The 23151-nt window shown below is 67.8% G+C and carries 28 protein-coding genes; 13 read left to right on the plus strand and 15 right to left on the minus strand.

From position 1 onward, the window contains the following. Positions 1–42: 42 nt before the first annotated feature. The 3 genes from C8C99_RS17255 to C8C99_RS17265 all read right to left on the minus strand — a co-directional run bounded on the left by C8C99_RS17255 (position 43) and on the right by C8C99_RS17265 (position 2712). On the minus strand, positions 43–741 hold the full coding sequence (locus C8C99_RS17255) for an SDR family NAD(P)-dependent oxidoreductase (protein WP_108626408.1): 699 nt from the start codon (positions 739–741) through the stop codon (positions 43–45). Then, on the minus strand, positions 731–1693 hold the full coding sequence (locus tag C8C99_RS17260; protein WP_108626409.1) for a tripartite tricarboxylate transporter substrate binding protein: 963 nt from the start codon (positions 1691–1693) through the stop codon (positions 731–733). The genes C8C99_RS17255 and C8C99_RS17260 overlap by 11 nt, the downstream gene beginning before the upstream one ends. Before the next feature lie 80 nt (positions 1694–1773). Further along, positions 1774–2712 (minus strand): dihydrodipicolinate synthase family protein, encoded by a 939-nt coding sequence (locus C8C99_RS17265; RefSeq protein WP_108626410.1) that lies wholly within the window; start codon positions 2710–2712, stop codon positions 1774–1776. Between the two features lie 119 nt (positions 2713–2831). Here C8C99_RS17265 and C8C99_RS17270 point away from each other — a divergent pair, with 119 nt between their 5' ends. Beyond that, positions 2832–3779, plus strand: coding sequence for a LysR family transcriptional regulator (locus C8C99_RS17270; protein WP_108626411.1), 948 nt, complete (start codon positions 2832–2834; stop codon positions 3777–3779). A 33-nt stretch (positions 3780–3812) separates the two neighbouring features. On the opposite strand, the gene C8C99_RS17275 is transcribed toward C8C99_RS17270, so the two are convergent. Continuing rightward, on the minus strand, positions 3813–4280 hold the full coding sequence (locus C8C99_RS17275) for a nuclear transport factor 2 family protein (RefSeq protein WP_108626412.1): 468 nt from the start codon (positions 4278–4280) through the stop codon (positions 3813–3815). Between the two features lie 89 nt (positions 4281–4369). Here C8C99_RS17275 and C8C99_RS17280 point away from each other — a divergent pair, with 89 nt between their 5' ends. Then, positions 4370–4978 carry a TetR/AcrR family transcriptional regulator gene (locus C8C99_RS17280; RefSeq protein WP_056647545.1) on the plus strand — a complete coding sequence of 203 codons (609 nt, stop codon included), beginning with the start codon at positions 4370–4372 and terminating at the stop codon, positions 4976–4978. Positions 4979–5005: 27 nt separating this feature from the next. On the opposite strand, the gene C8C99_RS17285 is transcribed toward C8C99_RS17280, so the two are convergent. Together C8C99_RS17285 and C8C99_RS17290 are read right to left on the minus strand one after the other, a co-directional pair. After that, the gene (locus C8C99_RS17285; protein WP_233247254.1) at positions 5006–5539 is read right to left on the minus strand and encodes a DUF922 domain-containing Zn-dependent protease; all 534 of its coding nucleotides are present in this window, start codon (positions 5537–5539) and stop codon (positions 5006–5008) included. A 56-nt stretch (positions 5540–5595) separates the two neighbouring features. Continuing rightward, positions 5596–7230, minus strand: a complete 1635-nt coding sequence (locus C8C99_RS17290; protein ID WP_108626414.1) for a wax ester/triacylglycerol synthase family O-acyltransferase — start codon at positions 7228–7230, stop codon at positions 5596–5598. Positions 7231–7379: 149 nt separating this feature from the next. Between C8C99_RS17290 and C8C99_RS17295 the strand changes: the two genes are divergently transcribed. Continuing rightward, the gene (locus C8C99_RS17295) at positions 7380–7634 is read left to right on the plus strand and encodes an acyl-CoA-binding protein (protein WP_055397012.1); all 255 of its coding nucleotides are present in this window, start codon (positions 7380–7382) and stop codon (positions 7632–7634) included. 65 nt (positions 7635–7699) lie between these two features. Here C8C99_RS17295 and C8C99_RS17300 read toward each other — a convergent pair whose 3' ends face one another. Continuing rightward, complete coding sequence (locus C8C99_RS17300) at positions 7700–8620, minus strand: hydroxymethylglutaryl-CoA lyase (protein ID WP_108626415.1); 921 nt, start codon at positions 8618–8620, stop codon at positions 7700–7702. A gap of 201 nt (positions 8621–8821) precedes the next feature. Here C8C99_RS17300 and C8C99_RS17305 point away from each other — a divergent pair, with 201 nt between their 5' ends. Then, entirely contained in the window at positions 8822–9886 is a 1065-nt protein-coding gene (locus C8C99_RS17305) for an ornithine cyclodeaminase (protein WP_108626416.1), read from the plus strand. Positions 9887–9906: 20 nt separating this feature from the next. Here the strand turns inward: C8C99_RS17305 and C8C99_RS17310 are convergent, their stop codons facing one another. From C8C99_RS17310 to C8C99_RS17320, 3 genes are read right to left on the minus strand one after another with little or no spacing between them, the layout of a single operon-like run. Next, positions 9907–10611 (minus strand): nitroreductase, encoded by a 705-nt coding sequence (locus C8C99_RS17310; protein WP_108626417.1) that lies wholly within the window; start codon positions 10609–10611, stop codon positions 9907–9909. 17 nt (positions 10612–10628) lie between these two features. After that, entirely contained in the window at positions 10629–11036 is a 408-nt protein-coding gene (locus tag C8C99_RS17315) for a polyhydroxyalkanoic acid system family protein (protein ID WP_108626418.1), read from the minus strand. 11 nt (positions 11037–11047) lie between these two features. After that, complete coding sequence (locus C8C99_RS17320) at positions 11048–12202, minus strand: aminopeptidase (protein ID WP_108626419.1); 1155 nt, start codon at positions 12200–12202, stop codon at positions 11048–11050. Positions 12203–12284: 82 nt separating this feature from the next. Between C8C99_RS17320 and C8C99_RS17325 the strand changes: the two genes are divergently transcribed. Continuing rightward, the gene (locus C8C99_RS17325) at positions 12285–12959 is read left to right on the plus strand and encodes a DNA-3-methyladenine glycosylase I (RefSeq protein WP_108626420.1); all 675 of its coding nucleotides are present in this window, start codon (positions 12285–12287) and stop codon (positions 12957–12959) included. 4 nt (positions 12960–12963) lie between these two features. Here the strand turns inward: C8C99_RS17325 and C8C99_RS17330 are convergent, their stop codons facing one another. From C8C99_RS17330 to phnF, 5 genes are read right to left on the minus strand one after another with little or no spacing between them, the layout of a single operon-like run. Beyond that, on the minus strand, positions 12964–14163 hold the full coding sequence (locus C8C99_RS17330) for an MFS transporter (protein ID WP_108626421.1): 1200 nt from the start codon (positions 14161–14163) through the stop codon (positions 12964–12966). Positions 14164–14202: 39 nt separating this feature from the next. Beyond that, positions 14203–14625 carry an arsenate reductase (glutaredoxin) gene (gene arsC / locus C8C99_RS17335; RefSeq protein WP_056647522.1) on the minus strand — a complete coding sequence of 141 codons (423 nt, stop codon included), beginning with the start codon at positions 14623–14625 and terminating at the stop codon, positions 14203–14205. After that, on the minus strand, positions 14622–15236 hold the full coding sequence (gene phnN / locus C8C99_RS17340) for a phosphonate metabolism protein/1,5-bisphosphokinase (PRPP-forming) PhnN (protein WP_108626422.1): 615 nt from the start codon (positions 15234–15236) through the stop codon (positions 14622–14624). Before phnN ends, arsC begins: the two co-directional genes overlap by 4 nt. Further along, positions 15233–15961, minus strand: coding sequence for a DUF1045 domain-containing protein (locus tag C8C99_RS17345; RefSeq protein WP_056647517.1), 729 nt, complete (start codon positions 15959–15961; stop codon positions 15233–15235). Before C8C99_RS17345 ends, phnN begins: the two co-directional genes overlap by 4 nt. Then, complete coding sequence (phnF, locus tag C8C99_RS17350) at positions 15948–16727, minus strand: phosphonate metabolism transcriptional regulator PhnF (protein ID WP_056647514.1); 780 nt, start codon at positions 16725–16727, stop codon at positions 15948–15950. The genes C8C99_RS17345 and phnF overlap by 14 nt, the downstream gene beginning before the upstream one ends. 75 nt (positions 16728–16802) lie before the next feature. Between phnF and phnG the strand changes: the two genes are divergently transcribed. Genes phnG through C8C99_RS17390 form a run of 8 tightly spaced genes read left to right on the plus strand, consistent with a single transcriptional unit; the run spans position 16803 to position 23125 of the window. Continuing rightward, positions 16803–17315: a phosphonate C-P lyase system protein PhnG gene (gene phnG, locus C8C99_RS17355; protein ID WP_056647511.1), complete on the plus strand. Its 513-nt coding sequence runs from the start codon at positions 16803–16805 to the stop codon at positions 17313–17315. After that, positions 17312–17971 carry a phosphonate C-P lyase system protein PhnH gene (phnH, locus tag C8C99_RS17360; protein WP_233247255.1) on the plus strand — a complete coding sequence of 220 codons (660 nt, stop codon included), beginning with the start codon at positions 17312–17314 and terminating at the stop codon, positions 17969–17971. Before phnG ends, phnH begins: the two co-directional genes overlap by 4 nt. Positions 17972–17973: 2 nt before the next feature. Further along, positions 17974–19086: a carbon-phosphorus lyase complex subunit PhnI gene (locus C8C99_RS17365; RefSeq protein ID WP_056647505.1), complete on the plus strand. Its 1113-nt coding sequence runs from the start codon at positions 17974–17976 to the stop codon at positions 19084–19086. Beyond that, positions 19083–20003 carry an alpha-D-ribose 1-methylphosphonate 5-phosphate C-P-lyase PhnJ gene (locus tag C8C99_RS17370; RefSeq protein WP_056647502.1) on the plus strand — a complete coding sequence of 307 codons (921 nt, stop codon included), beginning with the start codon at positions 19083–19085 and terminating at the stop codon, positions 20001–20003. Before C8C99_RS17365 ends, C8C99_RS17370 begins: the two co-directional genes overlap by 4 nt. Beyond that, the gene (locus tag C8C99_RS17375) at positions 20000–20461 is read left to right on the plus strand and encodes a GNAT family N-acetyltransferase (protein WP_056647498.1); all 462 of its coding nucleotides are present in this window, start codon (positions 20000–20002) and stop codon (positions 20459–20461) included. Before C8C99_RS17370 ends, C8C99_RS17375 begins: the two co-directional genes overlap by 4 nt. Continuing rightward, positions 20458–21246 (plus strand): phosphonate C-P lyase system protein PhnK, encoded by a 789-nt coding sequence (phnK, locus tag C8C99_RS17380; RefSeq protein ID WP_108626423.1) that lies wholly within the window; start codon positions 20458–20460, stop codon positions 21244–21246. Before C8C99_RS17375 ends, phnK begins: the two co-directional genes overlap by 4 nt. Next, positions 21243–21974, plus strand: coding sequence for a phosphonate C-P lyase system protein PhnL (gene phnL / locus C8C99_RS17385; RefSeq protein ID WP_108626424.1), 732 nt, complete (start codon positions 21243–21245; stop codon positions 21972–21974). The genes phnK and phnL overlap by 4 nt, the downstream gene beginning before the upstream one ends. Next, complete coding sequence (locus C8C99_RS17390) at positions 21971–23125, plus strand: alpha-D-ribose 1-methylphosphonate 5-triphosphate diphosphatase (RefSeq protein ID WP_108626425.1); 1155 nt, start codon at positions 21971–21973, stop codon at positions 23123–23125. Before phnL ends, C8C99_RS17390 begins: the two co-directional genes overlap by 4 nt. Positions 23126–23151: the final 26 nt, after the last annotated feature.

The raw sequence follows: 23151 nt of genomic DNA on the forward strand, positions 1-23151 counted from the left end.
TTCGTTGGCAAAGAGGAAAGAGGGCGGAATAAAGAGGACGGATCAGCGGGCGAGCGAGGAGCCGCCGCAGATCGCGATGTCCTGCCCCGTGATGGCGGCGGCAGGGACGGACAGAAGAAAGCCCACCAGCGCGGCGATCTCGGCCGGCTCGATCAGGCGGCCGATGGGCGGCAGGCGCGGTGCGCTGCCCTGGCGCGCGGGGTCGATCAGCATGCCGGTGGCGGTGGCTGCGGGGGACACCACATTCACCGTCACGCCCTGGGCAGCCACCTCGGCCGCCCAACTGCGCGCCAGCGCGATGAGTGCGGCCTTGGTTGCGGCGTATTGCCCGCGCCCGGCCATGCCCTGGGCCACGCGGCTGCCGATGAACACCACGCGCCCCTGGCCACGCCGGGCCATGCCGGGCACGATGGCGTCGGCCAAGCGGGTGGCGGCGTCGACATGCAGCCGCCACATCAGCTCGCCGCCCGCATGGTCGAGCTGGCCCAGCGGACCGACGCGCAGCACACCCGCCGCGTGGACCAGTGCATCCACGTTGGGCAGGGCTGCGGCCACGTGGGCGATGTCGGCGCCGTCGGCAAGATTGACCGGCACGTGGATGAACGATGGATGGACGATGGATGGCTGGGCAACGTCCAGGCCGCTCACGCTCCAGCCGTCCGCGAGCAGCGATTCGGCAATGCTGCGGCCGATGCCGCTGCTGGCACCCGTGACGACCGCGTGGCGGGCACTACTCGACACGGATGTTCCCCTCGGTCACGATCTTCTGGGACCGTTCCATGTCGCTGCGCTGGAACTTGGCGAAGTCCTCCACGCTGCCCGGCGTGGTCAGCAGCCCTTGTTCCTTGAGCTTGGGCGTCATCTCGGCCAGGGCCTTGTTCACCTCGGTGTTCAGCCGCTGCGTGATGTCCGCAGGCAGTTTGGCCGGGCCCCACAGGCCATACCAGCTGTAGAACTCATAGCCTGGAATCGTCTCGCCCACCGTGGGCACGTCGGGCAGGCTGGCCGCGCGCTGGGCGGAGGTGACAGCCACTACGCGGAGCATGCCGCTCTTGTGGTACTGCAGCGACCCGAGGATGGGGTCGATGAAGCCGTCGATCTGCCCGCCGATCAGGTCCTGGAAAGCGGGCGCCGTGCCCTTGTACGGCACGATCAGGTAGTCAAGGTTGCCCGCGCGCTTGAGCAGTTCGGTCGAGAGGTGTCCAGCCGAGCCGATGGAGCCCACGGCAAAGGTCATCTTGCCGGGGTGGGCCTTGGCGTAGGCCATCAGCGACTTGATGTCGGTGACCGGCAGGTTCTTGTTGATGGCCACCGACAGAGGCGCCTTGGCCACCAGCGCCACGGGCGTGAAGTCCTTGACCACGCCATAGGGCACGGACTTCATGGTCATGGGCGCGGTGGTGAAGGTGGATGCGTTGAACAGCAGCGTGTAGCCGTCGGCCTGGGCCTTGGCCACCACATCGCCGCCGATCACACCATTACCGCCAGGCTTGTTCTCGACGATGAAGTTCTGGCCCATCTGCTCGCCCAGCTTTTGCGCGAGCTGGCGTCCCACGGTGTCGAGCGTGCCGCCCGGCGGAAAGGGGATGACCATCCGGATGGGCTTGGTGGGGTAGGCCTGCGCAAAGCTGCTGGCCGCCATCGCGAGGGTGACCGCACCGAGGGCGGCGCGAAGGAAATGTGTGCGTTGCATGGTGTCTTGTCTCCTGTCGGTGTTCTTGTGTGCCATCCAGGCGCGGGGGACTCAAAACCCCCGCGCTTTGCAGGGGCTGCTCAGCGCTTGAGCAAGCCGGCCTGCTTCACCGCAGCGCGCAGGGCTTCGACTTCCTTGGCATTCGGCGCCTCGGTCGGCGGGCGCACCGTGGCGTCGTCGATCACGCCCGCCAGGTACATGCCACCCTTCATGCGGGCGTGTGCCTCGCCCGTGGGCTCGCCACCGCCGTACACAGCGTCCTTCAGCGGTGTGATGACGGCCTGCACGGCCATGGCCTTTTTCAGGTCGCCGGCCTTCACCGCATTCCACAAATCGATGATGAGCTGCGGGATGAAGGTGGCGAAACCCACCAGTGCGCCGTCCACGCCCTGCACCATCGAGGCCAGCAGGTATTCGTCGTGGCAGGTCAGGATGGCCTTGGAGGCATCGGCCTCGCGGATCGCCTGGATGTCGCGGGCGTACTTGTTCATGTCGCGCTGGCCTACCTTGAAGGCCTGCAGGTAGGGCAGCCGGGCCAGGTCGGCCAGCAGTTGCGACGAGTACGAGGCGCGCGTCCAGGCGGGGTAGACGTGGCAGACGAGGTCGGCGTTGGGCGCGGCCTGGTGGATGGCCTCGAAGTACTGCAGCGCATGGTCCGGCGTGAAGCCAAAGCGCAGCCAGTGGTGTGGGGGCATCACGTCGAGCGCCACGGCGCCCGCTTCGACGGCAGCGCGGGCATGGTCGGCCGCGTCCTTCAGGCCTTCGCAGACGATGGACGAGATCACCGGGCAGCGGCCCTTGAGCTCGTCGGCCACGATGCGGGTGACCTCGGCGCGCTCGGCCGGCGTCAGCGAGAAAACCTCGCCGGTGTGGCCGTTGGTCATGATGGCCACCACACCCTCGTGGCCCGCCAGCCAGGACGCGAGCTTGCGCAGCGCGGGCTCGTCGATGCGGTGGTCGGGGGTGAAGGGGCACGAGATGGCGGGGATGATCCCGCGATAATTCGAGATGGCAGGCATGCTTTCTTGTCTCCGTTGGGAAAAGCTGGTGAACAACGGGGTGGATCATTTCCCACCCGGTGCTGGCGGTCCAATACTCGAATCGCATACAACTATCTATCGATCCATCGCGGAGACACATGGGACCCGGCAACCGACCCCTGGACCTGGAATGGCTGGAGGATTTCCTCGCCCTGGCTGAGACGGGAAATTTCTCACGCGCGGCGGAGGCCCGTGCCATTGCCCAGCCCGCCTTCAGCCGCCATATCCGCGCCCTGGAAGACTGGGTGGGCGTGGAGCTGTTCGACCGCAGTGCCCACCCTGCGGCGCTCACGGCGGCAGGTCAGCGCTTTTTGCCGCTGCTCGAAACCATCCTGGCGAATCTGGAGGCTGCCCGCATCAAGGCTCGCGCCGCGCACGATCTGGCCGCCGCCAGCCTGCGCTTTGCGGCCACGCATGTACTTTCGCTCACGTTCTTTCCGCGCTGGCTGGTGGGCATGGAGGCACGACTGCGCCTGGGGCCCATCCAGACCATGTCGGACAGCTCGCAGGCCTGCGAAGACCTGATGCTGCAGCGCCGTGTGCAGTTTGTGCTGTGCCATGGCCATGAGGGGGTGCCGGGACGCCTGGACGAAGCGCAGTACCCCATGTGCCGCTTGGCGGACGACCGGTTGCTGCCCGTCAGTGCGCCCCAGCCGGGGGGCGCTGCAGGCCAGCCGCTGCACGCGCTGGGCCAGTCGGCCCCGGTGCCCGTGCTGGCCTACAGCGAGGCGTCGGGTTTGGGCCGCATCATGCGGGCCCGCATGCGCGGGGTGTTTGCCGAAGGCACTGACGGCCCGGTGGCGGTGGTGTTCACCGCGCACCACGCGGTGTTGCTCAAGACCCTGGCCCAGGAAGGGCGGGGTGTGGCCTGGCTGCCCGAAAGCCTCATTACCGACGAGCTGCGCACCGGCGCGCTGGTGGCCGCCGGGGGCGCCGACTGGAACGTGCCGGTGCAGATCCGCCTGTACCGCCAGCGTGCCGAGATGTCGCCGGTGGCGGAGTCGTTGTGGGAACTGGCATTGGCGCAGGTGGCGTCGCCGCCCTGAGCGATTGCCGTTCCCCTGGCGGGCCGCCGATCCTCAAAGGCCCAGGTCGCTCAGCCCCGGATGGTCGTCCGGCCGGCGCCCCAGGGGCCAGAAGAACAACCGGTCTGCGGCCTGGATGGGACGGTCGTTGATGCTCGCGTGGCGCACGGCCATCAGACCGTCGTCGTTGAACTCCCAGTTCTCGTTGCCGTAGCTGCGGTACCACTGGCCTGCATCGTCATGCCATTCGTAGGCAAACCGCACGGCGATGCGGTGGCCGCTGAACGCCCACAGCTCCTTGATGAGGCGGTAGTCCAGTTCGCGCGCCCACTTGCGCTCCAGCAGTTGCCGGGCGGCGTCGCGGCCCACGGGGAACTCGGCGCGGTTGCGCCAGCGTGTGTCTTCGGTGTAGGCCTGGGCCACGCGGGCAGGGTCGCGCGAGTTCCAGCCGTCTTCGGCCAGGCGCACCTTCTGGACGGCGGTGTGTTGTGTAAAGGGGGGCAAGGGCGGGCGTGTTTCCATGGGGACCTCGAAGGTGAAGGGTTGATGTAGACAGGTCTGTCTACGCGTCATCATAAAGCTATGTAGACAGGTTTGTCTACAATGAGCGAATGACCTTTGACCCACTCCCCCCTGGCTGGCAAGACCTACCCGCCCGAGACCGCCTGCTGCACACGGCCCATGCGCTGTTCTACCGGGATGGCATCCGTGCCACGGGCATCGACCGCGTGATCGCGGAGTCCGGCGTGACGAAGGTGACCTTCTACCGGCATTTCCCGAGCAAGAACGACCTGATCTGCGCGTACCTGGAGTACCGGCACACGGGCTGGATGGCCTGGTTTGCCGATGCGCTGCAGCGCCATGCGCACGCGCTGCCTGCAAGCACCGACCGCACGCGGGCCTTGGCGCCTGCCCTGGCGGAGTGGTTGGGCAGCGAGCACTTTCGGGGCTGCGCCTTCATCAACAGCGTGAGCGAACTGGGAGACACCGTGCCTGAGGTGTTGGAGATTGCACAGCGCCACAAGCGCGACATGACGGCGCTGCTGGCGGGCTTGCTGCCTGCGTCTGCCCACCGTGCGCAGGATGCGCAGGCACTCACCCTGGTGGTGGAGGGCGCCATCGTGCGTGTGCAGATGGGCGAGCCCGTGGCGGAGGTGGTGGCCGCGGTGTCCCGCTTGACGGATGGGCTGGTGGCAGCGCCTCTACAACGCAAGCGCTAAGACCTTTACTGGCCTCAGCCTGTGTGATCAGTCCAGCCGCGCGCCTTGTGTGGCTCCGTGGCGGGTGCGCAGGTCGTATTGCTTTTCGCGTGCCACATGGTCCTGAAGCAGCCGGTGTCCCAGGGCATTGGCCTCGCGCTCCAACGTGGCGCAATCGGGCGCTGCAGACATCTGCCGGATGCCCTGGTCGATGGCCAGCGCGGCATCGCGGCCGATCTGCACATGGCCCTGCTCGTGGCCGGACAGGGCCCGCAGGTACCGGTCAAAAGCCGCTTGTTGCTCGGGGCTCGCGGCTTGCAGTTCGGGCAGTTGCACCTCGGTGTGCAACCGGGTGGTGACCTCGGTGATCGCGCAGAGGCCCGAGGCTTCGCGCCACCAGCGGAAGGTCCAGCGCACGTTCCAGCGGGTATAGCCATGAAAGCGCTGCCCAACCACCGCAATGGGGGTGGCTGCGTGCAAGGCCGCGCGCAGGCTCTCACCGGGCTGGGCGCGTACCACGTAGGGCCGCTGGGTGTTTTCTTCCTGCACCTCCGCGTGCACGCCGCAGGTGCCCAGCAGCAACGCGATTGCACACGCCCGGTGTGCCCAGGCGCGGAGCGGAAGTGGTGCCGAGCCTGTCATTCGCCCCACGGCAGCATCAGCGTGAGCAGCGACAACTGGTCAAACTCGGGTGCAAACGCGTCGATGATCTGCTGCGGCTCGGGGCACAAGGTGGTGTCGGTGATCACGCCAAACTGCACGCCACCGCCGTAGCTGAGGATGGAGACCCCCAGGCCAATGTCGCCCGACTGCGGCACCCAGAACATGCACTGCGTGACGCGCGATCCGCACAGTGTGAGCTGCTCCTTAGGTCCGGGCACGTTGGTCATCACGGCCGTGGTCTTGCGGCCAAACAGGTTGAGCAGCGCGTCCTGCGCGGGCTTGATCATCAGCCCCGCCACCGCCAGCATGGCAAACGCCAGGATGGGTTGGGTGCTGCCCTTGAGCGCGTTCATGCGCTTGCGTACTTCGTACACGCGCTCGATGGGGTTGGCCACGCCAATCGGCAGCACCAGGGGCACCAGGCCAAAGCGGTTGCCCAGCTTCCAGGCCTCTTCCATGGGGCGCAGGTTCACGGGGATCATGGCGCGGATTTCCTGGCCCGTGGGGTCGTCGCCCTGGCTGCGCAGGTAGCCGCCGATGGCGCCCGCCACACACGACAGCAGCACGTCGTTGATGGAGCAGTTCAGCGCCTTACCGATGGCCTTGACCTCTTCGAGCGGAATCGGCGGGCACCAGGCCACGCGCTTGGCGCTGCCGGGCTGGCCTTTGAGACGGGTGGGTGAGTCGTCGGGCATAAGCGCCAAGGCAGCGGCATCGCTGACAAGCTGGTAGGCCACGCGGGCCATGTCGGCCGTGCCCGAGAGTCCATGCTGCATGGCCTTTTCCGGGTCACCCAGCATCTGCAACGACTTGGCCGCGCTGTCGCCCGCCAGGTCCAGGGCCTTCACGGTGAGGCCGGTGAAGGGCTTGATCAGCGTGTCAGCAATCCAGTCTTCGGCGGTGGCAGCTTCCTTGTCGGCCCGCGCCTTGCGCTTGGGGGGCTCCGAGCCGCCATCGACCAGAGACATGGTCACCGAGATGAGGGCGATGCCGTCGGCAATGCAGTGGTGGATGCGCACGATGAGTGCGCTGCCTTTCGCGCCGTCGTCGCCCACAAAGTCTTCGATCAGGTGCATCTGCCACAGCGGGCGGCGGGTATCGAGCGGCTGCATGGCGAGTTCGCCCACGCGGTCCTGCAGTGCGCGCTGCATGCTGTGGCCTTTGCGGTGGGGCAGCTTCTCGCGCAGCACATGGGCGGCGATGTCGAAGCCCTTGTCCTCCACCCAGGTAGCGCCCGCCGCGTCTTCCACCACCCGCTGGCGAAAGCGTGGGTACTGCAGCAGACGCTGCTGCACGCGTTCGCACAGCGCCTCCCAGGTGATGCCAGGCGAGAGGGTCCACACGCCGTTGATCATCATCAGGTTGCTGCTCGAATCCATGCGCAGCCAGGCGGTATCCACCTTGCTCATGCGTTCGCCCGACAGGCCCAACATGCCGGTTGCCGCGCGGCGCACGTTCTTCTGGACCACGGTGGCGGCTTTGCGGGCTGCGGGGGGCAAGGCCTGGGCGGCCTTGCGTGCCACCTCGGGGGCCTGGTCGTGCACCTTGCGCAAGGGATTCTGGCCATTGCCGGGCGCGGCTTTGCTGGGGGCTGGAATGCGGGTCACCATCAGATGTACACCTATTGTTTGATTTTTGGGGGCTTGCCTCTATGGATTGAGCGGCCCCGGGCCATGCTCAGCCCGTAAGATACAACGCAGCAAACCCTTGCCGACACCGTTTTTTCCCTCCCCCCAAACATTCCCAGGAGCACACTGACATGGCCGACCTCAACGCCACCTTCGAAGCCGCTGTGGCCAATTCCAAGAACCTGAGCGAGCGTCCCGACAACGCCACGCTGCTCAAGATCTATGCGCTGTACAAGCAAGCCACCGCCGGCGACAACACCGAGAAGAAGCCCAGCTTCTCCGACATGGTGGGCCGCGCCAAGTGGGACGCCTGGGAAAAGCTCAAGGGCACGGGCGCCGATGAAGCCAAGCAGCAGTATGTGGACCTGATCACCTCGCTGAGCTGATACGGCGGGTCTCTCCAAAGAAAAAGGCGACCAAGGTCGCCTTTTTCTTTGGAGGCAACGGCGGTCTAACGCTGAACCCACCCCTTGGGCAGCCCTGCTTCCGGCGTCATGCCGTAGACCGGCTCGCCCGGCAGCCCCGCCTGCAGCGGCGCGCGTGCGGCCATCAGGCGCTCCAGGTCCACTCCTGTGGTGATGTCCATGGCCTCGAACATGAACACCAGGTCTTCGGTCACCACGTTGCCGGACGCGCCCGGCGCATAGGGGCAGCCACCCAGACCGCCCAGCGACGCATCAAAGGTGCGGACTCCCACGTCGTAGGCCGCCAGGCAGTTGGCCAGGCCCAGGCCCCGGGTGTTGTGCATGTGGGCCGCTCCGGCATTGGCACCCAGCTCGGCGCGCAGGCGCGTGAACAGGCGGCGCACCTGGGCCGGGTTGGCCATGCCGGTGGTGTCCGACAAGCCCACCTCGTCGGCACCCGCCTCGGCACACAGGCCGGCGAGCCAGATCACATCGTCCTCGGGCACCACGCCCTGCAGCGTGCAGCCAAAGGCGGTGGACAGCCCCACCTCCACCAGCACGCCGGGCGCCTGCGCGTCGCGCAGCTGCGCCACGGCACGCACCTCTTCGACCATGGCCTCGCGTGTCTTGCGCACATTGGCCAGCGAATGGGCGGCGCTGGCCGATACCGGCAGGGTGACCTTGTGCACCCCTGCCGCCAGCGCGGCCTCGGCGCCGCGCAGGTTGGGCGCCAGCGCCATCACGGTGACGTCGGGGTGGGTGAGGGCGTGTCGCACCACCTCGGCCACATCGGCCATCTGGGGCAGCAGGCGGGCGGGCACGAACGAGCCGACTTCGATCTCGCGCAGGCCCGCAGCCACCAGCGCGTCGATCCAGCGCAGCTTGTGGGCGGTGGGCATGGTGGCCTGTACGGACTGCAGGCCGTCCCGTGGGCCGACTTCGCTGATGAGGATTTCTGGGGGCGTCATGGTGCGGGGCGAATCAAGCCGCAGAGGATAGCGCTTGGACGGCGCCGGGAGCTGCCTTGGTGCTTTTGAGCAAAGTGGCAATTTCGGCTGTCATACCGGCAAACAGCACTGCAATAAGCGGCAGTTTGGGCGATTCCTATTGTTTTGGTGCTTCGGGACACTGCCTGGAGACACATTCAGTCGTATCTGGAGACAAACACCATGGCTACCCCCCCGCACTTTTCCACCCTGTACCTCAGCGCCCCCGATGTGATCGCTTTGGTGCAGCACAAGGGCGTCGAGCCCTGCCTGCGCGGTATCGCCGACTACATCCAGGCTGACTTCCTGCGGTGGGGCATGTTCGACAAATCGGCACGGGTGGCGAGCCACTCGCGCGACGGTGTGATCGAACTCATGCCGATTGCAGACGACCAGACCTATGCGTTCAAGTACGTCAACGGCCACCCCAAGAACACGCGCTGGGGGTTGTCCACGGTGATGGCGTTTGGCGTGCTGGCCGATGTGGCCACGGGCGCGCCGCTGCTGCTGAGCGAACTCACCCTCACCACCGCGCTGCGCACCGCTGCAATGTCGGCCGTGGCCGCACGGGCCTTGGCCCGCCCCGGTGCCCGCACCATGGCGCTGATTGGCAACGGTGCACAGAGCGAGTTCCAGGCGCTGGCGTTTCACCACCTGCTGGGCATAACCACCCTGCGGCTTTTTGACACGGACCCGGCCGCGACAGCCAAGCTGCAGGCCAACCTGCAAGGCATGACGGGCCTGCGCACCGTGGCCTGCACCAGCACGGCCGAGGCCGTGCGTGGCGCCGACATCGTGACCACGGTGACGGCTGACAAAACCAACGCCACCATCCTTACGCCCGACATGCTCGCCCCCGGCATGCACATCAACGCGGTGGGCGGCGACTGCCCCGGCAAGACCGAGCTGCATGCCGACGTGTTGCGTCGGGCCCAGGTGTTTGTGGAATACGCGCCGCAGACGCGCATCGAAGGCGACATCCAGCAGCTGCCGCCTGACTTTGCGGTGACAGAGCTGTGGGAGGTGCTGGCGGGCCAGCACGGCGGGCGCGCGAGCGATGCCGCAGTGACGGTGTTCGACTCCGTGGGCTTTGCGCTGGAGGACTTTTCTGCGCTGCGCTTCTTGCGCGACACGGCGGCCGAGCTGGGCATGGGCCAGCCCATCGAACTCATCCCCCAGCTGTCCGACCCCAAGAACCTGTTTGGGTTGCTGCGCGAGCGTCAACCCTTGCTGCGCGCTGCGGCCTGACGCCGCTCGGTCAAACCTTCTCAATCACGCCACACCACGCTGCTGGCCGGGTCGGCGCGCGTGGTACGGAAATGGTTGGCCGCGTGGGCGGGGTCTGCCACGCCGAATGAAATGCCACAGACGATGCTGCGGTCGTCGCCAATGCCCAGCTCCTCGCGCAGCACGCCCGGGTAGGACGCAAGCGCGGCCTGTGCGATGGAGCCCACGCCCAGGCTGTGCGCGGCCAGCATGAAGCTGCTCACATACGCGCCGCAGTCCACCGCTCCGTACACGCCCAGGGCCTCGTCGCTGGTGACGATGGCCACATGTGGTGCGCCAAACATAGTGAAGTTCTGCGCCGCCTGGCGCGCCGAAGCTTCGCGGTCGCCCTTGGCAATGCCCAGGGCTTCGTACAGGCCCCAGCCACATTCGCGCCGCCGCTCCTGGTACACGCCCTGGTACTCGCGCGGCCAGGGCAGGTCGGGCTGGGGCGCTGCGGCGAGCATGTGGGACTGCAGGGCGCTGCGCAGACGCTCCAGCGTGGCGCCGCTGGCGATGATGAGTTGCCAGGGTTGCGCGTTGCACCACGAGGCCGTGCGCTGTGCGGTGGCCAGGACGGCTTCGATGGTGCTGCGCGGCAGCGGCTCGGGCAGAAAGGCGCGGCAGCTGTAGCGGGTGTGGAGCAGCGTAGAGAGGGTGTCAAACGCCGGGCTGTGGGCGGTGGCCTCGTTCGCAGGGGATGTCATGGCGGTGGCCCTGGTGGCTAGGCCTTCTTGGCCTTCGCGGCGGGTTTCGCCGCGGCCTTGGGGGCGGGCTTGCCGGTATCTGCATCTGACGCGTGTTTCTTCTTGTCGGCGGCGGGCTTCTTGGTGCCGGGGTGTGGCGCATTGAGCAGTGCGTCCAGCTGTTCGCCAATCTCGGCCTCGATGCGGTCCTTGAACGCGCCCAGCAAAAAGCCCAGCTGTGCCTTCATCTCGAACTGGTGGGCATCCACCAGCAGCGTGCCTTTGACGCCCGTGCGGGTAAAGGTCAGCAGGTCTTCGGTGTCGCCTTCTTCATAGGTGCATTCCATGTCGAATTTCTCTTCGGCCTTCTCGGCCCAGGAGAACGCGACCTTGCGGGCTTCGGCAAAGCCCAGATGGTGGTCGCGGTGGATGTGGATGTCGGGCATGGAGTGTCTCCTTAGGGCGTTTGGGGGGCGGGCAGCAGGGCGCGCAAGGCCGCGCGGCGTTGCGGCTGGGGCTGCTGCGTCAGCTGTCGTACGGCATCATAAAACCGGGGCCAGTCGCGGCCCTCACGTTCAAACAAGGCCTCGAATGCGGGCACCAGTTCATCGTAGGCGGCCTGGGCCGCAAAACTGGCGTTGTTGGCCTGGGCCACCCAGCGGTCGTAGCCCGCCACCTGGGCGGTGGAGGCCTGGGGCGCACCACCGCCAGTTGGGCTGAGCCAGCGCTCGCGCAGCGCTGCGTAGTCTGCGCGGAAACGCTGCATTGCTTCTGTTTTGATAGCTAAAAGGGCTTGCTCATCGAGCGCAGAGGCCTCTTTTTGCTCATATATGGCGGCCAGTTGGGCGCGTGTGGCGCGGGTGAGCGCGCGGAAGGCGCCGCGCCGCGCTTCGCTGGTGGCATAGGCCTCGCGCACGGCGGGGGTGGACTGCGTGGCCAGCCACTGCGCCACGCCGACGCGCTCCACCGCCGTGGCGAAGGATTCGTTGAACAAGGTGTCGTCTTTGGCATAGACCACCTGGTGCGCCAGCTCGTGGAACAGCAGGCGCACAAAGTCGCCCTCGGGCCAGGCGATGAAGGTGGACAGCAGCGGGTCGCCGCCCGCCCAGTTCATGTAGCCCAAGGTGGAGTACGCGGGCACGCCGTACACCTCCACCTCCAGGCCCTGCGCGGCCAGCTCGGCGGCCTCGGCCTGCGCTGCGGCCTCGGTGAAGTAGCCCCGGTAGCCGATGCAGCCCGTGACCGGAAAGCACCAGGTGTGCAGCGTCAGCGAAAAGGGGGGTGCGGCGACCACGTTCCACACGGCGGCGGGGCGTTTGAGGTCGGCATAGCGGCGGTAGCTGGCGTTGTCGGGCAGGCCGAGTTCTGTGACCGCAAAGGCCCGCGCACGTTGCGCGAGCTGCAGCCGCTCGCGCAGTGCGGGAGAGATGTCTTTGCGCGCCACCCAGTCGTCAATGGGTTCTGCGGCATGCATGATCTTCATGTGCCCGCGCAGCGACTGCCAGTAATAGCCCCACGCGTTGGAAGGGCCGGTGGTGCTGGCGCAGCCGGCCAGCACCAGGCACAACATCAGGCTGAAAGTGATCCGCAGTCGGGAAAGTGGCTGGCGCATGCAGCGCAGTTTATGGGCAGATCGGCCCCTCTGCGTTCGCCCTGTCAGCAGCCTGGCTGTGGTGGTTTCTAGAATGCCGCGCATGACCCCTCCGACCGCTCCCGATCCTGCTCGCCCACCTGCACTGGCCGACGGCCTGTTTGCTGACGAAGCCGGTTGCCCACGTTGCACCTGGTGCCAGGCCACGCCGCTGTACCGCCACTACCACGACACCGAGTGGGGCTTCCCGGTGGCGGACGACCGCCGGCTGTTCGAGAAGATCTGCCTGGAGGGTTTTCAGTCGGGCCTGAGCTGGCTCACCATCCTGAACAAGCGCGAGGGCTTTCGCGCAGCGTTCGCGAACTTCGATGCGGAGCAGGTCGCGGCCTTCGGCCCGGCCGAGGTTGAGCGCCTGGTGCAGGACGCGGCCATCGTGCGCCACCGGGGCAAGATCGAATCCACCATCAACAACGCGCGCCGTGTGCTGGAGTTGCGGCGCGAGTTCGGCTCGCTGGCGCACTACGCCTGGCGCTACGAGCCCGCCGCCACCGACCGGCCAGAGCGCATCACGCGCGAAGTGGCGCGCACCCTGTCCACTTCGGCCGCATCCATCGCCATGTCCAAGGACCTGAAAAAGCGCGGCTGGAGTTTTGTGGGCCCCACCACGGTGTACGCCTTCATGCAGGCCATGGGGCTAGTGAACGACCACCTGGAAGGCTGCCATTCGCGCCCCGCAGCGCTGGCGGCGCGCAAGGCGTTTGTGGTGCCGCGCGGCTGATCGTTCAGGCCCGCGCCACAGGCCGCAGCAACCACAGCGCGGCCAGTGCGGCCAGGCCCAGCAGTGTGGTGAGCCACAGGGCGGCGGCGCCAGTGCGGTCCAGCGCCATGCCAAACAACACCGGCGCAAACGCCTGCGCCACACGGGCGGGCACCATCATCAGGCCCTGGCGCGCGCCGTAGCCTGCAGGGCCAAACAGCACCAGCGGCAGCGTGCCCTTGGCAATGGTCAGGATGCCGTTGCCCGCGCCGTGCAGCAGGGCAAACACCGCTGCCGCAGGCCCGCCTAGCACCATCAGCAGGCCCGCGCCAACGGGGTGTGCGGCGGCGGCCAGCTGGGCAGACAGCAGCGGGTGCAGGCGTCGCAGCAAGCCAAACTCCAGCAGGCGCGCTGCCACCTGGGCCGGGCCCACCAGCGCGGCCAGGGCCACAGCTGCCTGCAGCGATGTGCCGCTGGCTTGCAGCAGGCGCGGCAGGTGGGCCGCCATGGCGGTGCTGGTGAACCAGGTGACGGCAAACACAAAGGACAGCAGCACGGTGGTGCGCAGCGGGTGGGCGGCAGTGGGCGGGGAGGGTGCCGCCGGTTCCGAGGTGGCCGCCACAGGTTCATCCGCCGAAGGTGGGGGCGGTTTCTTTGCAGTGTCGGCGCGCGGCAGCCAGCCGTTGAGCGGCACGCCCACCAGCAAGTGCAGTGCCGCCCAGCTCGCACACGCGCCGCGCCAGCCCCACTGCGTCTCCATCCAGGCCGACAGCGGCCAGCCCACGGTGCTGGCAAACCCGGCAATCAGCGTGATGCCGGTGATCGCGCCGCGTGCGCCCTGGCCGTACAGGCGTACCAGCGTGGCAAACGCGGCCTCGTACAGGCCCGACCCCATGGCCACGCCCATCAGCACCCAGGCAGCAAACAGGCCCACTGGGCCTCGCGCCAGCGCCATGCCCGCCAGGCTGGCGGCAAACAACAGGTTGGTGCCCACCAGCACCGGGCGGCCACCATGGCGGTCGATGGCGCGGCCTGCGAAGGGCCCGAGCAGCGCCGACACGATGAGCGCCACCGAAAATGCCGCGAACACCGTGGGCGTGGCCACGCCCAGGTCGCGCGCCATGGGCGCGGCCAGCATGGCGGGCAGGTAATAGGACGAGGCCCAGGCCAGCGTCTGGGCCGTGCCCAGGCGCGCTACGGTCCAGCGTTGCGAGGCGGCGTTCATGCCGCGCGGTGCGCTACGGCCTGGGGGTGTGGGGTGGCCTCAAGCACGCTGGCCCTGCGCGTTGATGACGACCTCGCCATCTTCCTTGGTGAACCCGCCTTGCTGCGGCGCGGGCAGGATGTCCAGCACCTTCTCGGACGGGCGGCATAGCCGAGTGCCCAGGGGCGTGACCACGATGGGGCGGTTGATGAGGATGGGATGCTGCAGCATCGCGTCGATGAGCTGCGCGTCGGTGACGCCTGGTGCGTCCAGCTGCAGCTCAGTGAAGATCGCTTCCTTGGTGCGCACGGCGTTGATCACGGGCTCGCCCGTGGCGGCAATCAGCGCCACCAGCGTGGCGCGGTCGGGTGGGGTTTTCAGGTATTCAATGACCTCGGGTTCAACGCCGCTGTTGCGGATCATGGCGAGGGTGTTGCGGGACGTGCCGCACTTCGGGTTGTGATAAATCGTGATGGTGGTCATGGCGTGCTGGAAAGGATGGGAGCGATGGGCGAAAGTTTGCCACTGCGCCGGGGCCAGCCCGGCAAATTTTCCAGCGCGTTCAGCAGCCGCTGGCCTGCGTCGCCCAGAGCGCCGTCGTTGTGCACCTCCAGGCTGGCAGCTCCCGGGGGCGGCGTGTAGGCCAGCGCGCGCTGAACCCGTGCCTCCACCTCTTCGCGGGTCTCGCGGCCGCGCGACAGCAGGCGCTCGCGCAGCACCTGCGGGCTGGCCGTGATGTGCACGGCCACCAGGTCCGGGAACCGCGCCAGGGCCTCAGTCAGGTAGGCGCGCGAGCCATTGAGCAGCACCCAGTGGCCCCGCGCCAGCGGCGCCAGTTGCGCATGTCTTACGCCGTAACCCAGGCCGTTGGCCTGCCAGTGCAGGGCAAACGCGTGTTCGCTGCACAGGGCTGAAAACGCTGCGGGCGAAACGCTGTCATGGGCTTCGCCACCGGACGTGGCGGCACGGCTGATGGTGCGCTGCGCCCAGTGCGCGGGGCAGGGCTGGGGCAGGTGGGCGCGCAGCCAGTCCAGCAGGCTGTCCTTGCCCGCTCCCGAGGGGCCCATGCAGTAGACCAGCCGACCGGTGGTCATGCGCCCATCTCCAGGTGGTCCAGCAACACAAAGTCCGCGCCGGGCGTGGGCTCCGCAAACAAAGCCAGGCTGTTGAACTTGAGGATGGGCAGGTCAGAGAAAAATTCCTGCGCGGCCTCGAAAACCAGCGACTGTGTGGGTGCGTCCACCTGTGCCAGGCTGCTGGTGAGCGACATGTGAAAGCGGAACTCGTCCAGCACAAACGGGTAGCCCCATTGCTGCAGCAAAGCATCTTGCCGTGCGGTAAGCCCCGCTGCGCGGCGCCGGGCCAGGTCGGCGTCGGACAAGGGTGCGGCCAAGGGCTGCAGTGCCGTCACGCAGGTGGCGGCGGTCTCCTGGATCTGCGCATTGGCGGGGTGCAACGCCGGGGGCACCAGCGCCAGAAAGTCGTCGATGCGTTGCACCTGCAGCGGCGGCAGCACAAAGGGTTGCAGCCCGCGTGCCACTTCCTGCACGGCCTGGTGCAACGTGATCCAGTCGGTGCCGGGGGCCAGCGCAAACGGCGCCTTGAGCGTGGCGTGCCAGCCGTAGCGGCGGGGCGCCGCCGTCAGGCGGTGCAGTGTGTCGGCCGCCACGCCGTCGATGGCTAGCTGCTGCAGCGGTTGCAGCAGCGCAGCGCAGCGCCCCAGCCAGTGGCTGCCCGCCAGCCAGCCCAGGCTGCCCGGGTTGGGTGCGAAATAGACCGCATAGCGGTGGTGGGTGGGTGGCATGTCAGGTGTGTTCATTGTGGTCAATGGTCAGTTTCACGCGGTCGCCGGCAAACCAGGCGCGCGCCCATTCGATGGGCGTGCCTTCCAGGTCCACGTTCAGGCTCTCTACCTGCAGCACGGGGCGTGACGTGGGCTGGCGCAGCTGGGCGGCCACTTCGGCGTTGGGCAGCTCGGCGGTGATGCGGCTTTCGCGGCGGGTGTAGTCGGCCACGCCATGGGCGGTGAAGCCTGCGGTGATGGAGCCCGTCTCGCGCACCACGGCCGCCAGATTTTCGAAGCGCGGCAGGGGAAAGTAGCGCTCGCTGATGTGCAGGGGCTGGCCCTCGGCGTCGCCCCGCACGCGCAGCGCCAGCAGTGGGCTGCGCGCGGGCACCTGCAGCGCCTTGGCCAGCGCCGCTGTGGCGCGTGTGGTCTGGGCCTGCAGCACCACCAGGCTGCCACGCAGCCCTGCCTGCGCCAGGCCCTGCTGGTGGCGCGTGCGCTTGCCCAGCACCAGGTCCACTGCAAAGTCTTCCACATAGGTGCCGCTGCCCTGCGTGATGCGCACCAGGCCCTGGCTGCACAGGCTGGCGAGCGAGCGGCGGATGGTGTGGCGGTTCACGCCAAACTGCTCGGCCAACGCGTGTTCCGAGGGCAAGCGCTGGCCCGGCGGATAGACGCCGCTGCCGATGGCCTCGGCCAGCTCGGCGGCGATGCGTGTCCAGAAGCTGTCGCGTGTGGAGCGCAGTGGTGCTTGCGGGGCCTGTAACGAGGTCGTGAGAGAGGTGGTGCTGGCTGTCATGAAACCTACATGCGCGCTCTTTAAGCTGGCGCCAGTTGTTCAATTTGTCTATACAACTTTCAGGGTACCACTTCCATGTTTCAAGCCTTTGACAACCCGGGACCGGACCGCCCCCTGGGCCGCGCGCAGTGGATGGCGCTGCTGGCCCGGGCGCCGCTGGGGCTGCTCGAATCTGCCTTGCACGAGCATGCCACGCGCCCCGCGCGCTGGCTGCGTGCGCCCGAGACCGGCCTGATGATGGTGCAGGGCCGCGCTGGTGGCACGGGCGAGCGCTTCAACCTGGGTGAGGTCACCGTCACCCGCTGCGCGCTGCGCGTGGCCGATACATCGGACGCTACCGAGGCCACAGTGGGCGTGGCCTACGTGCTGGGCCGGTCGCACCGCCAGGTGCAGCTGGCCGCGCTGGCCGATGCGCTGCTGCAAGACCCTGCACAACAACCGGTGCTGGACGCCCAGCTGCTGGAACCCATCCGCGCCCACCTGCGCACCACCCAGGCCGAGCGCCAGGCGCGTGCTGCCAGCACCAAGGTGGACTTCTTTACCGTGGCCCGAGAGAGCGGCGCCGACAACGACGAGGACACCGAATGAGCGCGGCCCCGATGACCCCAGTGACCCCTTTGGCATCCCTGGGTGCCGGATTCTCGAACGAAGCCTTCGGCAGCCAGGCGGTGTTCCGCGCCGTGCTGCAGGCGCTGTCGCACCCCGGTCGCACGGTGGCCGTGGAACACGACGCGCAGACGCCCGCCGTGGGGCATGCCGCATCGGCGGCCGTGCTGCTTGCGCTGCTCGACAGCGACTGCATGCTGTGGCTCTCGCCAAGGCTTGCGGCCAGTGATGCAGGTGCCTGGCTGCGCTTTCACACGGGGTGCACGTTGGTGGCTGATGCCGCGCAGGCCCGCTTTGTGTGGGTGGCTCAGGGCGACGTAGTACCGCCCCTGGACAGTCTCGCTCTGGGTACTGACATCTACCCCGACCAATCCGCGACCTGCGTGATCGATGTATCGCGTGCCGCCGCCACTACGGAGGACGTGAGTGATGCATGGCACTTGCGCGGCCCCGGTATCCAGGACGTGGCGGCTTTGCAGGTGGATGGTTTGCCCGAGGACTTCGAGACTCACTGGGCAGCCAACCACGCAGTGTTTCCACGCGGTGTGGATCTGCTGCTGGCCACTCCAGACCACATCGTGGGCCTGCCACGTACCACGCGGGCAGCGCGCGGTGCCACTGCACTTCAGGAGGCCTGAGCATGTACGTAGCCGTCAAAGGCGGAGAAGCCGCCATTCTCAACAGCTACCAGCTGCTGGCCCGCCAGCGTCGGGGCGATGCCGCGCAGCCCGAACTCTCGGTGGCGCAGATCCGCCAGCAGCTCAAACTGGCCGTGGACCGGGTCATGACCGAGGGCTCGGTGTATGACCCCGAACTCGCCGCGCTCGCCATCAAGCAGGCAGCGGGCGACCTGGTGGAAGCGATCTTCTTGCTGCGCGCCTACCGCGCCACGCTGCCGCGCCTGGGCACCACCTGCCCGCTGGACACCAGCCGCATGGCGCTGGACCGGCGCATCTCCGCCACCTTCAAGGACCTGCCCGGTGGCCAGGTGCTGGGCCCTACCTACGACTACACGCAGCGCCTACTGGACTTCAAGCTGCTGGCCGAAGGCCCGCTGGCGCCGTCTGCGGTTGCGGCAGCTGCGGCCGCTGCGGTGCCACCCGGCCCCACGCCGCGTGTGGTGGACCTGCTCAACCAGGAAGGGCTGATCGAAACCCGCCCCGTGCCCCCGGGCGACCCGGTCCCCACGGACCTGACCCGCGAGCCGCTGCGCTTCCCCGCCAACCGGGCCACGCGCCTGCAAAACCTGGCGCGCGGCGACGAAGGGTTCCTGCTCGCCATGGCGTATTCCACGCAACGTGGCTACTCGCACTCGCACCCTTTTGTGGGCGAGGTGCGCCTGGGCTCGGTGGCGGTGGAGATCGTGCCAGAAGAGCTGGGCTTTGCCATCGACATCGGCGACATCGAGATCACCGAGTGCGAGATGGTGAACCAGTTTGCCGGCAGCAAGAGCCAGCCGCCGCAGTTCACGCGCGGCTACGGCCTGGCATTCGGCCACAGCGAGCGCAAGGCCATGGCCATGAGCCTGGTGGACCGCGCCCTGCGTGCCGATGAACTGGGCGAGCCGGTGGAATCGCCCGCGCAGATGCAGGAATTTGTGCTGGGCCACAGCGACAGCCTGGAGGCCTCGGGCTTCGTGCAGCACTTGAAGCTGCCGCACTACGTGGACTTTCAGTCCGAACTGGAGCTGGTGCGCAAGATGCGCGCCGCTGCCGCCCACCCCACCACCCCCGCCGAGGAGGACGCCGCATGAACGCGCCCATGGAACCCGCCGTGATGGGCCTGCCCGCCGACGCCGCACCGGTAGACGGCCACTTCAACTTTGCGTACCTGGACGAGCGCACCAAGCGCATGATCCGCCGCGCTATCCTCAAGGCGGTGGCGATCCCTGGCTACCAGGTACCCTTTGGCTCGCGCGAAATGCCACTGCCCTATGGCTGGGGCACGGGCGGCATCCAGGTCACCGCGTCCATCATCGGCCCAGAGGACTGCCTCAAGGTCATCGACCAGGGATCGGACGACACGGTCAACGCCGTCAACATCCGCCGCTTCTTCGAACGCACCACGGCTGTGGCCACCACTACCCGCACGCGCGAGGCCACGCTGATCCAGACGCGCCACCGCATCCCCGAAACGCCACTGGCCGAAGGCCAGGTCATCGTCTACCAGGTGCCGGTGCCCGAGCCCATGCAGCGCCTGGAGCCGCGCGAGACCGAAACGCGCACCCTGCATGGCCTGGCCGAGTACGGGCTCATGCACGTCAAGCTTTACGAAGACATCGCGCGCTACGGCCACATTGCCACCACCTACGACTATCCCGTGCTGGTCAACGGCCGCTATGTGATGGCACCGTCGCCCATCCCCAAGTTCGACAACCCCAAGATGCACATGAACCCCGCGCTGCAGCTGTTTGGCGCGGGCCGCGAAAAGCGCATCTACGCCGTGCCGCCCTACACGCCGGTGGAGAGCCTGGGCTTTGAGGACCACCCGTTCGAGGTGCAACGCTGGGACGCCGCCTGTGCTTTGTGCGGCGCCACCGACAGCTTTTTGGACGAGGTCATCACCGACGACCAGGGTGGGCGCATGCATGTGTGTTCTGACTCGGACTACTGCCAGGAACGTCAGGCACGGCAAGCCGAAACCGTGCAGGTGGAAGGCGGTTCTGCATGAGCACCGTGCACATCCGCGAAGCCCGGCAGGCAGACCTGGAGAGCGTGCTGGCGCTGTATGCCGCCATTGAAGACAGCCCTGCCGATGTGCTGACGCTGGAAGACGCCCAGACCGTGTGGGCCCAGTTTGCGCGCTACCCCAGCTACCGCCTGTGGGTGGCCTGCGACCCCGCGCAGCACGGCGCGGTGGTGGGCACCTATGCACTGCTCGTCATGCACAACCTGGCGCACCGGGGGACGCCCTCGGCCATCGTGGAAGACGTGGTGGTGGCGCAGGACCAGCAGGGCCGTGGCATTGGCCGCCAGATGATGGCCCACGCCATGCAGCAGGCGCGCGAGGCGGGCTGCTACAAGCTAGCGCTCTCGTCCAACGCCCGCCGCAAGGGCGCGCATGCGTTTTATGAATCCCTGGGCTTTGCACAGCATGGCCTGAGCTTTGTCGTCGAGAACCTCCCATGAACCACACCGAACCCGCTGCGCCGCTGCTGAGCGTGCGCAACGTCAGCAAGCGCTATGGCGACCGCGTGGCGCTGCAAGGCGCGTCCTTTGACCTGTGGCCCGGCGAGGTGCTGGCCGTGGTGGGCGAGTCGGGCTCCGGCAAATCCACGCTGCTCAACGCCATCGCGGCGCGCAGCGCCCCGGACGAAGGCACCGTGCAGTTCCGCCAGCGCAGCGGCGAGCTGCAGGACATCTACGCCATGACCGAAGCCCAGCAGCGCCTGCTGGCCCGCACCGACTGGGGCTTTGTGCACCAGAACGCGGCGGACGGCCTGCGCATAGATGTGTCCGCCGGTGCCAACGTGGGCGAGCGCCTGATGGGGCTGGGCGAGCGCCACTACGGCCGCCTGCGCGCCACGGCCACGGAATGGCTGCAGCGCGTGGAGATTGATGCCGCACGCATCGACGATGCACCGCGCACGTTTTCGGGCGGCATGCGCCAGCGCCTGCAAATCGCCCGCAACCTGGTCACCCAGCCTCGCCTGGTGTTCATGGACGAGCCCACCTCGGGCCTCGATGTATCGGTGCAGGCGCGCCTGTTGGACCTGCTGCGCCAGCTCACGCGGCAGATGCAGTTGGCCGCCATTGTGGTCACACACGACCTGGCCGTGGCACGCCTGCTGGCGCACCGCATGGTGGTCATGCAGCGCGGCCGTGTGGTCGAGGCGGGCCTGACCGATCAGGTGCTCGACGACCCACAACACCCTTACACCCAGCTCCTCGTTTCTTCGGTACTGCAGCCATGAATCCCTCTTCCATTGCGCCCATCCTCCAGATGCAAGGGGTGGCCAAGCGCTTCACCCTGCACCACCAGAACGGCATCGAACTGCCCGTGCTTGCCCACGTGGACCTGGTCGTGCAGCCGGGCGAGTGTGTGGTGCTTGACGGCCCTTCGGGCATGGGCAAGAGCACGCTGCTCAAGATGATCTATGCCAACTACCGCGCCAATGCGGGCCGCATCACCGTGCGCTCGGCCGATGGCACCATGGTGGACGTGACGCAGGCCGCGCCGCGTGCGCTGGTGCAGCTGCGGCGCGACACCGTGGGCTACGTGAGCCAATTCCTGCGGGTCATTCCACGCGTGTCGGCGCTGGATGTGGTGGCAGAGCCGCTGGCCGAAGACGCGGGCGACGACCCTGCGGGCATCGAGGCCGCACGCGAGGCCGCCCGCCAGTGGCTGACCCGCCTGCGCATCCCCGAACGGCTGTGGCACCTGCCGCCCGCCACGTTCTCGGGCGGGGAGCAGCAGCGCATCAACATCGCCCGCAACATGATCAAGCCCAAGCCGCTGTTGCTGCTGGACGAGCCCACCGCGTCGCTCGACGTGGCCAACACCGAGACCGTGATCACCCTGATCCGCGAAGCCGTGGCGCGCGGCGCGGCCCTGGTGGGCATTTTTCACGACGCGCAGGTGGGGACCGCCGTGGCCACGCGCCGCGTGAACGTCGGCGATTTTCGGGGAGCATCGGCATGACCGCAACCGTGTTCAAGAACGCCCGCATGGTGCTGCCGGGCGAAGTGGTGTTGGGCAGCCTGCAGGTGGAGGGCGGGCGCATTGCGTCGCTGGACAGCGGCGCCACCGCGGCCCTGCAGGGCATCGACCTGGGGGGCGACTACCTGCTGCCCGGGCTGGTCGAAATCCACACCGACAATTTCGAGCGCCACCTCATGCCACGCCCCAAGGTGCAATGGGCCGAGATGCCTGCCCTGCTGGCGCACGACGCCGAGATTGCCGCCGCAGGCATCACGACGGTGCTGGATGCGCTGGGTGTGGGCGAGGCCGATGTGGACAGCCTGCGCGGCAGCGCCTGGAACCGCGTGCTCGACACCATCGACACCTGTACGGAACGCAACCTGCTGCGCGCCGACCACCACCTGCATGTGCGCTGCGAGCTGCCGGCACCCAACACCATCGACTTGTTCGAGCCGTTTCACGGCCATCCACGCCTGTCGCTGATCTCGTTGATGGACCACACCCCGGGCCAGCGCCAGTGGGAGAACATCGAGCAGGCGCGTACCTACTACACCGGCAAGAAGGGCTGGAGCGCCGAGAAGTTCGAGCGCCAGGTGGCGCACGCCGCCACGCTGCAGGCGCAGTATGCCGAGCCGCACCGTGCGTACTTCGTGGACTACTGCCGCACGCACGGCATCTCGCTGGCCAGCCACGACGACACCACGGTGGCGCATGTGGAGCAGGCCCATGCCGAAGGGGCCGCGATGTCGGAGTTCCCGACCACGCTGGCTGCAGCGCAGGCTGCACATGAGCGTGGTTTGCTCACCGTGATGGGGGGGCCCAATGTGGTGCGTGGTGGCTCCCACTCGGGCAACGTGGCGGCGGCCGATCTGGCACGCCGGGGCTTGCTGGACATCCTTTCGTCGGACTACGTGCCCGGCAGCCTGCTGAGCGCGGTGATGCGGCTGGTGCAGGACGACATCCTGCCCCTGCCGCAGGCCGTGGCCACCGTCACCCGCAACCCGGCCCGGGCTGCGGGCATGGCGGACCGGGGTGCACTCGCGCCCGGCCTGCGCGCGGACCTGGTGCAGGTGCACATGGCCGAGCTGCCCGATGGCGGCCGCCAAGCCGTGGTGCGTGGGGTGTGGCGCGAAGGGCAGCGGGTGCTGTAGAGCGCGTGCAGGTCTTTCCTGACATC

It is taken from the genome of Acidovorax sp. 107 (assembly GCF_003058055.1).
GTDB lineage: Bacteria > Pseudomonadota > Gammaproteobacteria > Burkholderiales > Burkholderiaceae_C > Acidovorax.